8 protein-coding genes are annotated in these 11878 nt (G+C 54.5%); 2 read left to right on the forward strand and 6 right to left on the reverse strand.

Translation table 11 applies throughout. From position 1 onward, the window contains the following. Positions 1-95: 95 nt before the first annotated feature. The 6 genes from CSQ86_RS05245 to CSQ86_RS05270 all read right to left on the reverse strand — a co-directional run bounded on the left by CSQ86_RS05245 (position 96) and on the right by CSQ86_RS05270 (position 10715). The gene (locus CSQ86_RS05245; RefSeq protein WP_423734809.1) at positions 96-3326 is read right to left on the reverse strand and encodes a bifunctional [glutamine synthetase] adenylyltransferase/[glutamine synthetase]-adenylyl-L-tyrosine phosphorylase; all 3231 of its coding nucleotides are present in this window, start codon (positions 3324-3326) and stop codon (positions 96-98) included. Positions 3327-3421: 95 nt separating this feature from the next. Continuing rightward, positions 3422-4267, reverse strand: coding sequence for a methylenetetrahydrofolate reductase [NAD(P)H] (gene metF, locus CSQ86_RS05250; protein ID WP_100494051.1), 846 nt, complete (start codon positions 4265-4267; stop codon positions 3422-3424). Positions 4268-4327: 60 nt separating this feature from the next. Then, positions 4328-6631, reverse strand: a complete 2304-nt coding sequence (gene metE, locus CSQ86_RS05255; protein ID WP_100494052.1) for a 5-methyltetrahydropteroyltriglutamate--homocysteine S-methyltransferase — start codon at positions 6629-6631, stop codon at positions 4328-4330. Between the two features lie 116 nt (positions 6632-6747). Further along, positions 6748-7305, reverse strand: a complete 558-nt coding sequence (locus CSQ86_RS05260) for a SixA phosphatase family protein (protein WP_100494053.1) — start codon at positions 7303-7305, stop codon at positions 6748-6750. A 92-nt stretch (positions 7306-7397) separates the two neighbouring features. Further along, positions 7398-8477 (reverse strand): tRNA (adenine-N1)-methyltransferase, encoded by a 1080-nt coding sequence (locus CSQ86_RS05265; RefSeq protein ID WP_100494054.1) that lies wholly within the window; start codon positions 8475-8477, stop codon positions 7398-7400. A 96-nt stretch (positions 8478-8573) separates the two neighbouring features. Next, positions 8574-10715, reverse strand: a complete 2142-nt coding sequence (locus tag CSQ86_RS05270) for a DUF2075 domain-containing protein (protein ID WP_100494055.1) — start codon at positions 10713-10715, stop codon at positions 8574-8576. Between the two features lie 68 nt (positions 10716-10783). Between CSQ86_RS05270 and CSQ86_RS05275 the strand changes: the two genes are divergently transcribed. Continuing rightward, entirely contained in the window at positions 10784-11137 is a 354-nt protein-coding gene (locus tag CSQ86_RS05275; protein ID WP_100494273.1) for a nucleotide pyrophosphohydrolase, read from the forward strand. 26 nt (positions 11138-11163) lie between these two features. Continuing rightward, a complete protein-coding gene (locus CSQ86_RS05280) occupies positions 11164-11790 on the forward strand; it encodes an alpha/beta hydrolase (RefSeq protein ID WP_100494056.1) in 627 nt (208 codons plus the stop codon). The last annotated feature ends 88 nt before the right edge of the window (positions 11791-11878 follow it).

Below are 11878 nucleotides of genomic sequence, written 5' to 3' on the forward strand. Positions count from 1 at the left end.
TCACCTTTTCGCTCGTGGTTACAGGTGGCCACCCTTATGTGACCTTATCTAACTTACGCCATTTTTCGGACAGCTGCGTTCACCGAGTGTTCACCCTATCGCTGGGCGCGGCGGCGGTTGGCGGCCAGACGCGGAGCGATGACGTGCATGCGTGGCTTTGCGGGCTTCTGCGGCGCGCCAGAGGCTCCCGAACGGCCGGCAACTGGCACACCACCGGTAACAGCATCGTCTTCGACCTGACCGTAGAACAACCGCTGGCATACATCACGGCATTTACGCATGACACCAAGCAAATCGTTCTCGAAATGCTGACCGCGATGGGCACCATAACCAAGGTATACGGCAATGCCGCCCAGCGAGTACATGTCATCCGGCAGAATATCCGCCTGGTTGGCACGACCGGACCATAAGTAATTGCCGTTGCGCGCCGCTGTGCAAGTGGTCCATGCCTTGCGAAGCTGGATGGCATCGATAGCACTGATCAGCTTCTTATCTTCCAGCACCTGCAACGCCTCCAAGGTGCCGTTGACACGCAAATCCTTGATGTCGCCAGCATGTTGGAGCTGGAGCAACTGCACGGTCCATTCCACATCGGAGAGTCCACCCTTGCCGAGCTTTAGATGGCGTTCGCGACGCACACCACGCGGCAGCCGTTCGGCTTCCATACGCGCCTTGAGCTTGCGAATGCTTTGCAATTCGGCGTCGCTAAGCTCCTGAGTCGGATAACGCAGCGGGTCGGCGATATTGATGAGGAAGTCGCGTGCCAGTTCCGCGTCGCCTGCCGCATAGCGGGCGCGCAACAGTGCCTGATGCTCCCAAGTCGAAGCCCACGATCCGTAATATTCCTCGCAGGAGGCATACGAGCGCACGATCGGACCGTTCTTGCCTTCCGGCCGCAGGTCAAGATCGAGTTCAATCTTCGGTTCAAACGTGGTCGGACCCTGCAAAATATTGCGCAGATCCTCCACCGTCTTCTTGGCGAACGCGTTCGCCTGCGCATCATCGGCATCGTCTGCCGGTCGATAAATCAGAATGGCATCGGCGTCGGAGCTGAAGTTCACTTCGCGCCCACCGTAGCGGCCCATGGCGATCACCGCAATGTCAGCCGGAGCGGATTCCAAACCGAACGCAGCAGTCTGATGACGTACGGCCCATGTGAGCGAAGCATCGATGATGGCATCGTAGACGTCGGTCATCGCCTTCAGACAGGTTGCATCGTCCATGACTCCGCTCATCCAGGCCAAGCCGATGCGCTCAATCTCATGGCGTCGCATCGCGCGCACGGAATTGGCGAATTCGTTCATGCTTGAGCCGAATCGTTCCAGAGCGGAATTCGTTTGAATATCCAGAGCCTTGCGAGTGCGGGCCTTGAGATTGTCATCATCGCCAAGCCAACTGATGGATTCCACTGACTTGTTGAGCGCGTCGCCAAGGAACCGGGAGTTGGAGAGAATATGGCACAGGCGCTGTGCCGCCGACGTGGAATCGCGCAGGAAACCAAGATAACCGGATTGGGTGCCGAAGTTCTCCTCCAGCTTGCGCCAGTTGAGCAGACCCATATCCGGATTCTGTCCCTCCCCCAGCCATTGCAATACGGCTGGCAGAATAATGCGATTGATTTTCGCCGCGCGCCCGACGCCTGCAGTGAGTGCCTGCACGTGCCGGATGGCGGCATCCGGATCGCCGAAGCCGATGGAAGCGAAACGCTCCTGTGCCGCGGCATTGCTCAGCGTAATCTGATCATTTTCAAGCTGAGCACTGACCGGCAGCATCGGACGGTAGTAGATATCGAGATGAAGATGACGAACCTCGCGGCGGGTGTCATCGTACTTCTCCACGAGCTCTTCGGGATGCAGACCGAAGGCACGGGCCAGTCGACGCAGTTCCTGATTCTGATTAAGCTCGTCGACATCGATATCACGCTTCTTTTCCAGACCGCCAACAGAGGCGCGGCCCAGATCCGGGAAGAGATGCGTGCGTTTCAGCGACCAGATTTGCTGGCGATGCTCCATCACACGTTCGAAACGGTAATCCTGGGACATACGCACGGCCTGTTTGCGGGAGATATAGCCGCCTTCGGAGAGTCGTTGCAGCGAGTCCAATGTATTGCTGGTGCGCAGTGATTCATCGGTTCGACCGTGTACCAGTTGCAGCATCTGCACGGTGAACTCCACATCCCTCAGACCACCGCGACCAAGTTTTATTTCACGGTCTTTCAGGGGAGCCGGAATCAAATCTTCGACGCGCCTGCGCATTTTCTGGCAGTCATAAACGAAGTTCTTGCGCTTGGATGCACTCCATACGAACGGACGGGTCATATCCATATAGGCTTGGCCGAGCTCCGGGTCGCCGGCCACTGGGCGCGCCTTGAGCAATGCCTGGAACTCCCAGTTTTCCGCCCACTGCTCGTAATAGTTCTTGTGCGATTCAAGCACGCGGACCAGCTGACCGTCCTTGCCTTCCGGGCGAAGGCCACCGTCGATTTGCCATAACGGCTGCTCGGCGACGCCCATAATCGCCGACTGGCATACGCGCTGCAATGTGGTGCCCATCTTGGTGCCCACACGAATCAGCGTCTGATGGTCAACTTCTTTGCTGGCCGGCTCCACCACGTAAATCAAATCGACATCGGACACATAATTCAATTCCTGAGCACCGAGTTTGCCCATGCCGATGATGGTGAAGCGCACCTGATCGCTGCCTTCGACTTCCTTGCGGGCGATGGCCAGAGCACCTTCCAATGCCGCGTCGGCCAAATCGGAAAGCTCGTGGCTGATGGTCGGCTGGATAACGGTAGGGTCGTCGGCGGTGGCATCCTGTGCGATGATGGCGGCAAGCTGCCGGCGGTAGCTTGCGCGCAAGGCAGTCGCCGCTTCGGCAAGATCCTTGGTTGCCTTGGGACTGGCTTTTTCCTCCGGGTCCGCGCCCACAGCGTTGAGCAGGCGCGCGCGACGCTGGTCATGATTGAACAAGTGGCTATTGCAATGGTCGACGGCAGCCGCTTCCACCAAATCCGGCTTGAAACACATGAACTTGCCCACGGCATCGGACACACCGAGTACGGTGATGAGACGTTTGAGCGCATCGCCATCCGGCATAACTTGCTTGAGATCACGGCCGCTGGATTGCATGGCGTTGACGATGTCCACAAAGTTGCGCAGGGCAATGTCTGGATCACCGGCGTGGGAGAGATAACCGAGCAGTTCGCTGCGATGGGAATCAGAGATCCCATCTGTCTTCAACTGGTCGAACAGCTCACGAGCCTTATCGAGGTCCTGCAATCCCGCCCTGATCAGCGACATGGCACTGGGTTTGAACGTCGTCATTGCTTCCATAAGTTTCCACTATATACGCTTGTGGCCTCTGCGCCTTGCATTCTCCTATCTGAATGCTCCGCACAGAGGCCACAATTCAGCCGCAACTACTCGCCGAACAGGGATTTGACGTTACGCCAGATGCGGCGGGTAGTGGCCGGATGGTTCATGGTATACAAATGCACACCATCAACGTCGTGAGCAACCAAATCGGCAATCTGCTCGGACGCGTACAAGATACCGGCATTGTGTAGTGCCTCGGCATTGCCTTCCCAACGGGTGAGCAACTCATCAAGATGCTCTGGAATGCGCGAGGCATTGCGTTCGGCCATGCGGCGGACCGACTTGGCACCACGCACCGGCATGATGCCGGCTTCGATTGGCACTGTGATGCCAGCTGCGCGAACCTTGTCGCGGAAACGGTAGAAATCATCATTGTCGTAGAACAGCTGGGTAATCAGATGGGTGACGCCGGCATCCACCTTGATTTTCAAATGTTCAATATCCTTATCCAAGGATTCGGCCTGATAATGGCCTTCGGGATAGCATGCGCCGAATACAGTGAAGTTTGGTTTGCGTTCGCGAATATAGGCCACCAAATCGCTGGCGTGTTCGAATGCGCCAACCACTTGTTCGCCGTCAATGTAGTCGCCGCGCAAGGCCAGTACCGTGTTTACTCCGGCGTTCTCGAACATGTCCAATGCCTCATCGATTTTGGCTTTGTCCGAATAGAGGGCGGTCAGGTGGGCGACTGCCGGAATGCGGTATTCGTTCACGATGGTGTTGGCTATGCGGGCGGTGGCGGTGCGGTCGGAATGCGTGCCGTGACCGTAGGTGACGGAGATGAAGTCCGGCTTCAGATCTTCGATGCCATCCAGCGTGTCATAAATGGTTCCCACCGGAGCATCTCGCTTAGGCGGGAAAACTTCCAATGAAAACATCGGCGTATGCATAATAAGGTCCTTTGATATAAAGTGGCTCCCTCTGTTGAGGGAGCCACAACATAAGATGCGTTACTTAGCGAGCTTGGCGCGGACGGCCTTGGCGGCGGCGACCAGATGCTCGAGGCTTGGCCAGGTTTCGGCGTTGCCGCGGGTCTTCAGACCGCAGTCCGGGTTGATCCAGACCTTGTTCACGTCCATCTTGTCAAGGATTTCGTAGATACGGTCTTCGATTTCCTTCTCAGACGGGATACGCGGCGAGTGGATGTCGTAGACGCCCGGGCCGGCTTCGGTTTCGAAGTGGGCATCGTGGATGGCATCGAGCACCACCAGGTCGCCACGGGAGGCTTCGAAGGAGATCACGTCGGCATCCATCGCGTCGATGTCGCGAATGATGTCGTTGAACTCGGAGTAGCACATGTGCGTGTGAATCTGGGTGGTGGGCTTTACTGCGGAGTGCACCAGACGGAAGGCGGGCACTGCCCAGTCGAGGTACTTGACATGCCAATCAGACTTGCGAAGCGGCAGTTTCTCGCGCAAAGCGGCCTCATCGATCTGGATGACCTTGATGCCAGCGGCTTCGAGGTCGAGCACTTCGTCGCGGATGGCGAGGGCCAGCTGCTTGGTCTGCTCCTCGTGGGTGATGTCCTCACGCGGCCAGGACCAGTTCAGGATGGTGACCGGGCCGGTGAGCATGCCCTTCATCACATGGCTGGTGCGGGACTGTGCGTATGCGGACCATGCCACGGTGATCGGCTTGGCGCGGGAGACGTCGCCCCAGACGATCGGAGGCTTCACGCAACGGGTGCCGTAGGACTGCACCCAAGCGTTCTTGGTGAACAGGAAGCCGTTCAGGTTCTGGCCGAAGTATTCGACCATGTCGTTGCGTTCGAATTCGCCGTGGACCAGCACATCGAGGCCGATTTCCTCCTGATGCTTGATGCAGGCGTCAATCTGAGCTTTGATGAACTCGTCGTAGGCTTCCTTGGTGATTTCGCCCTTACGGAACTTGGCGCGCTCGGCACGCACTTCCTTGGTTTGCGGGAAGGAGCCGATGGTGGTGGTAGGCAGCAGCGGCAGACCCAGAGCTTCGCGCTGCAGCTTCTGACGCTCTTCACGAGCGGGCTGGCGCACGTAATCGTCGGCGGTCAGGCCGTTCACGCGCTCGGCAACGGCCGGGTCGGCAGCCACGCGGGTGCCGTCGAACAGAGCCTGGTTGGCGGCGAGGGCCTCGGAAGCCTTCTTTTCGTCCTCAGTGGCGTCGGCGAGTACAGCAACTTCCTTGAGCTCGCCGAGCTTCTCGACGGCGAAGGCGAAGTGCTTCAGGTCTTCAGCCGGAATGCCGGTCTCGCCTTCGGTGCTGAATGGCACGTGCAGCAAGGAAGATGCGGTGGAGACGGCCACGTTCGGGGTAACCTGCTTCAGTGCGTCCACGAGGCCAAGGGAAGTGGCGTAGTTGTTGCGCCAGATGTTGCGGCCGTTGATCACGCCGGCGAAGATGGTGGTGTTGGAAGCCACGCCGTACTTGGCCACGGCTTCGAGGTTCTCCTCGCGGCCTTCGTTCAGGTCCAAACCGATGCCGTCAAAGCCGAGCAGGTTCACGGTTTCGTACACGTCGGCAATGTGGCCGAAGTAGGTGTTGAGTAGCACCTTGACGCCGGCCTTGGCGGTCAGGATCTTGGTGTACAGGGCCTTGAAGAGCTCCACGTCGCCCGGTTCCTTGTCGAGCACGAGGTATGGCTCGTCAAGCTGCAGCCATTCGGCACCCAGTTCGTTGAACTTGGTGAGCACTTCGGCGTAGACGGCGGCGACGGCATTGACGAGGCCCTTGTCGTATTCAAGCTTCTGGGCGTTGGTGCCACGGGCCAGCTTGAGGAAGGTGTACGGGCCGATCAGCACCGGCTTGGTGAGGACGCCGAGGGCCTTAGCCTCGTTGAACTCGTCGAACGGCTTAGTGGAGTTGAGCTTGATCTCCTCGCCGGGCTCAACTTCAGGCACTAGATAGTGGTAGTTGGTGGTGAACCACTTCTTCATCGGCAGAGCGGTGACGTCGCCCTTCTCGCCCTGGTAGCCACGGGCCATGGCGAAGAGCGTGTCTTCCTGGTTTTCGAAGGCGAGACGCTCGTAACGCTTCGGGATGACGTTGAGGAGGATGGCGGTGTCCAGCAGCTGATCAAAGTAGCTGAAGTCGTTACTTGGAATCAGGTCGATACCAGCGGCCTGCTGCAGCTTCCAGTGCTTGGCGCGCAGCTCGGCGGCGGTGGTCTTGACGGCGGCCAGATCGTTGGCGCCCTTCCAGTAACCTTCGATGATCTTCTTCAGTTCACGGTTCTGGCCAATACGCGGGAAACCGGAGACGGAAGTCAGAGTGGACATGAATCCTCCAATGTATGCGTTCGTAACCCGACTTAGGCTATCAAAACATCACAGATTCAGACTCATAAGAACACTTTGAGTGTCGTTATAGGGGGAACTTATAGCCGCATTGGAAATCAGTCAAAATCCTTGACGTTGATTACGGCGAGCAATTCTCCGCTGTGCACCTGCCATTCGTCGAACGGCTTATCAGAGCCGAAAATCACAATGGACGCCGGTGAAAGTCCCAGGTTCAGCAAATCAAGACGCTCGGCATCGGAATCCGCGGAGGCGATCCATTGCGAGGCGATGGACACCGTGGGCTCGTGGCCGACGATCATAAATACGCGCTGCTTGGGCTTGACGTGCGCCAATTCATCGAAGACGGCCTGCACTCCCCCGTCATACAGATTGATACGATAGTCCACTATGGGATCGTCGCCGAAGATCTTCAGCATCTTATCCAAGGTCTGGCGCGTGCGGGTCGCCGCCGAGCAGGAGATCTGGTCAGGCTTAAGCCCAAGCACTTCGATGCCTTTGCCCACGGTCTTGGCTTGCTTCAAACCCTTGTCCGTGAGCTCGCGTTCAAGGTCATCCTTGCCGCCGAACGGCTCGGCCTTGGCATGCCTCATGATGATGAGAATATGCTTGTATTTCTTGGCCGCTTTGGCTACTTTGCTCAGCTTGATGCCCACTTTGAGGCTCCCTTTCTAAAGGTATGCAACGCTCACAACAACCGCATATAGAAGATTTATTATAGTCCTGTTGTGAGCGTTCACATAACCATTCAGGAATTCTCCTCACCAAGTTGGTTCAATTCGCCGACCTGACGGTTCAAATCGCGCAGCACCTTGCGTAGCTTGTGATCGGAGATGTCGCGCAGTTCCAACTCCTCCAGACGTGCTTCGCGTTGCTCATCGGTCAACTCATCCACGTCGGTCACCGTATCCTTGGAATAACGTTCGCGCTTCCTCAATGCGGCGAATCCCGGTGCCATCGCACGCGAAATCACCAGGAAACCGGTGTGGCCAATCATTTGATGGTCCGGGCGAACCGCCAATCCCTGTGCCTTCCATGTACGCTCAAGTGTCTCCTGAATCTGTGGCTCGGTCCAGCAACCTGCCGCGCGCAAAGCCTCAGCCAGTCGGCTCATCTGCGTGGTGGTAGTCACGTAGCAGACCAGCACACCGCCTGGGGCGATCACCTGATACGCCTGCTCCAAGCGATTCCAAGGGTCAAGCATGTCGAGCATGATGCGATCGAACCAATGTTCAGGCAGGTCGGTGGCCACAGAGTCGAAGTCACCAGTCAGCAAACGCCACCACGAAGGCTTTTCACCGTAATATAGCGTGGCGTTCGCCTCAGCAACGCGAGCAAATTCAGAGCGCAATTCGATGGTGGTCAGATGGCCCGACTCCCCCACGGCATCCAGCAGGTTCAGGCTCATGGCGCCCGAGCCGGCGCCGGATTCCAGCACTCGCAGACCGGAACGAATATCGCCGAGTTGAATCACCTGAGCAATATCCTTCGGGTACATGATTTGTGCGCCGCGCGGCATCGAAAGCACGTAGTCGGCCAAACGCGGACGCATCGCCGCGTACTCCCAGCCACCGATGGCACGCGAGGACTTCCACGGCTTGTTCTTGTCTTTCTCCGGATAGACCTGGTTCACCTGCGCCTCGCGCTTGGCGTGCACGGTGGTGATCACCGTGCCCTCCACTGCACCAATCACATCGTCGTGCAGGATCAGACCATGCTCGGTTTGCGTGGAGCCGCCCGGCACCAGCTGGTCGGTGATTTTCTTGCCCTTACGGTCGGTGAACTGCACCTTCTCACCCGCAACAAACGCTCCACGCCTAGGATTCATGGATTTCTCCTTGCCGATAACTCAATGAATTCGCTTTCAAATCTGATATAAGATGACTCAGTCTAATGCTGCCATGAGAGAATCTCTCACCTTGCTCTAGCGAGACGGAGCACAGCATTCCTTCAAATGCTGCTGCAGTCCCTCATCGACTGCAAACAGGTAAAGGCCATGCACTCCACGCTTAAGGAGAACATTTAGTTCATGCTTAATGTTCTCTTCAGAATAGTCCGTCTCCAAATCCTTGCGTTTGTTGGTCGCTAAATAATTGTGGCTCTTTTGAGGATTGAAGATAATTTTTCCATTTCGGTATTGCACCGAAGGACCAATAATCACTCCAGCATAATTCAAATCAAAACCTTGGATGGTAAAGGTGGAACCAATTTCATCGATGGTATATTCCTTTTCCGCCCATGCCAGATTCTTATCGATAGACTTTTGAGCGGGATCAGTCAGTTGATAGTTCCAAGGCTTGCAGAAACGACTTTGATCTGTATCGCCCGGAATATACCCTTTATCGTCACCATCATTAAGGCCCATACACCAGTGTCCTGAGTCATCACGATGCATCATCACATTCCAGTATCCATTGGGATCATCGTCATTGGTAGATGAGGAATATTTCCAATCATATGTAGCGAGCACACGGGATAATCCGGAACCATTCCATCCACCAGCAGTAAGTTGCGATTTCTCCTTTATCGCTTCAAAGAGCGCGACAGGGGAATCGAACACCTTAATGTCATAAGGCTGGCCATCAGGACCGTAGTTCGCATGATCCTGAGGAATCGGCCCGAAATCCTTTCCCTCAGTAAACCGATTAATCCAATCGACAATTTCTTGACTTGCCGCAATGCGGAACTGGTCCTTCAACTGAATATGAGCAACATCGATAGGTACGGATGGCAGTCCGTCTTCTTCGCCTAAACAAACAGTGCAGAAATCACCGATTTTCCCGACGCTCTGAGCGCTTTCCTCATTTATCGGCTTATTAGTTTTCCTCGGGAACAACCGTTCAAGAACAGACGAATGCCATTGTTGTCGAGCCTGAAGTATTTGCTCTGGATCGAATACCGCGATGACCATACGCGCGCGTCGGAGAATATCATAAAGCTGGTTCTTGCCTGAGTAGCCCTGAGTACCTTGCGTTGTAAGAAGATGTGCTTCGTCGATAAGCACAATATCGGCTTTACCTTTCGGCTTATCAGGGATGCCTCGCCCATGACCATTCGTTTCACTAAAGCGATTGATAAACTGGCTGGGAAGCATCACCACTTCATTTGATTTCTTCTGCAATCCAAGCTTTAAGGCAATTTGGTTATAGACGTGTACTTGTTCCTTGTGATTGACCAGGAGATACGTGGAGAGATTGCCATTCCGCCAGGAATATAATGTCGATTGTTCCTCGTCATCAGAATATGTATCACCCTGAATACCAATCTCCGTGGCAATACGGTAAAACAGATGGCTCAACAGCACAGTCTTCCCTGTTCCAGCAGCACCTTGGACGAAAATAAGCTTGGAATTCTTTACCGAATCAGTATCATGCAGACGAGGCATGAATAATGCATCAAGCTGTGCAAGAATCTCCTCTTCGGCATCAATTTGACGAGAACTTAGACGATGGAAAGGAGAGGCTTTGAACAATGCCGAATCGCGAATGATTTCCTCTGCTGGGAAAAGTTCAGGGGCATCCTGATGCAGTCCCAGCCATATCTTAGAAAAGATGTTGTTGAACTGATCGGATGTGTAATATTTCCCTTGCGCATTCGTACGACGATTATTCAGTTTCTTGACTGAATCAGTACTTGACATGTAATGCATGAGACGGTTTTCGACGTCCAACGTCAAAGACTTGTTGAATATCGGATGCGCAATCACATACTGTTCGAATGCATCGGCATCCTTATTAACCGCCTCGGCAACTTCCCGCCAATCATCCCGTTTCCGGGCATCCTGTGTAAGGTGCTCAAATGTCCGATGCCTTATATCATTTGTTTCACCGATATATACCGTATATTCGTTTTTATTGGAGTATCGGTTCTTTCCTTCCGAATACACGATGTATACCGTAGGATACGACAGAATGTAAGACATGATTTCTTCCAGGTTAGAGCCATGCTCAATCATGTCTTTCGACCGACCATCGGAACGTTTGTTCAGCGCATCTTCAAAATCTTCTTCCGCATACTTGCCGTACGGAAGCTTAATAATGGTAGGTCTCAAATGCTCAATGCCCATAGATACATTATGTCCATCACCACCAAAGTCTGAGACAACGACATTCAACAGGCTCTAGAATGACAAATATGATTAGCGACGATACTGTTCAGTCAATACGCAAGTTCACAGCAGAACGCAATTGGGAACAATTCCACACACCAGCCAATTTGGCGAAATCCATATGCATTGAAGCAGCGGAATTATTGGAATGCTATCAATGGGTTCCGGAAGCCCCTGCCTCAGATACAGAACATGCTCAAGAAGAACTGGCGGACGTCCTCACATATTGCATTATGATGGCCGATGCACTGGGCGTTGATATGGATGACATCATCACGAATAAGCTGGCAAAGACGAAGCTCAAATATCCATCCGATGCCGTTCGTAATAATTTCAATGAATACGAAGCCAGACATCACAGTGCAAGATTGAGAAACTAATGACTAATTGCATTAGGAGTAAAACCATGCGACTTCAGGTGAACGGAAAAATCAGCACGCACATTGATGGATCTGCAAACAATAGGCCCCTGTTCCTCATGTTCCACGGATATGGGAACGATGAGAACGAAATGGCGCGGATTATTGATGCGGTGTATGCGGTTGAGGACGAGAAGCCCGATTATCTGTCGTTCCGCGGAACTTACGCACGGCCTTACATGGGCGGACACTACTGGTATCCGGACGGCTGTGGCGTGGATGAACGGCAGCGCGAGTGCGCATCCGTGGGCAAAGCATTAGTTCAGTTATTGGATTCCGCAGCCTTTGCGGACCGCAAGAAGATATTAATCGGTTTCTCACAGGGTGGATATCTTTCCTACCGACTAGTTCAGGCATATCCGAATCTGTTTGACGCAGCTATCTTGCTCAGCCCATCGTTCAAGGGCGAAGAGGACGTTCAGCTCAACTCCTCGATCCAGTTCTTCCTGGCTTACGGTTCTTCGGACCGCACGATTCCGTTGCCTGACCAGCACAATGCTCGCACAGTATTGGAAGACGCCGGCCATTTGACGTATCGCGAATACCCAGGCATGGGCCACGCCATCTGCGATGAGGAAATTGCCGATATCCGTGACTTCGTGAACCATTTATAGCTCGGTTGTATGGATATCTCTCTTGCGAGGGGTACATTCAACCGTTCACAGATATCTATCTGCTTTGCGAGGGGTATTCCAGCGTTGA

Source organism: Bifidobacterium felsineum (genome assembly GCF_002802915.1).
Classification (GTDB): domain Bacteria; phylum Actinomycetota; class Actinomycetes; order Actinomycetales; family Bifidobacteriaceae; genus Bifidobacterium; species Bifidobacterium felsineum.

What these genes read in the sequence shown, in the direction of transcription:
- CSQ86_RS05245 (WP_423734809.1), bottom strand. Translation starts at nt 3,326, where the DNA reads ATGACGACGTTCAAACCCAGTGCCATGTCGCTGATCAGGGCGGGATTG.
- metF (WP_100494051.1), bottom strand. Translation starts at nt 4,267, where the DNA reads ATGCATACGCCGATGTTTTCATTGGAAGTTTTCCCGCCTAAGCGAGAT.
- metE (WP_100494052.1), bottom strand. Translation starts at nt 6,631, where the DNA reads ATGTCCACTCTGACTTCCGTCTCCGGTTTCCCGCGTATTGGCCAGAAC.
- CSQ86_RS05265 (WP_100494054.1), bottom strand. Translation starts at nt 8,477, where the DNA reads ATGAATCCTAGGCGTGGAGCGTTTGTTGCGGGTGAGAAGGTGCAGTTC.
- CSQ86_RS05270 (WP_100494055.1), bottom strand. Translation starts at nt 10,715, where the DNA reads ATGGGCATTGAGCATTTGAGACCTACCATTATTAAGCTTCCGTACGGC.
- CSQ86_RS05275 (WP_100494273.1), top strand. Translation starts at nt 10,784, where the DNA reads ATGATTAGCGACGATACTGTTCAGTCAATACGCAAGTTCACAGCAGAA.
- CSQ86_RS05280 (WP_100494056.1), top strand. Translation starts at nt 11,164, where the DNA reads ATGCGACTTCAGGTGAACGGAAAAATCAGCACGCACATTGATGGATCT.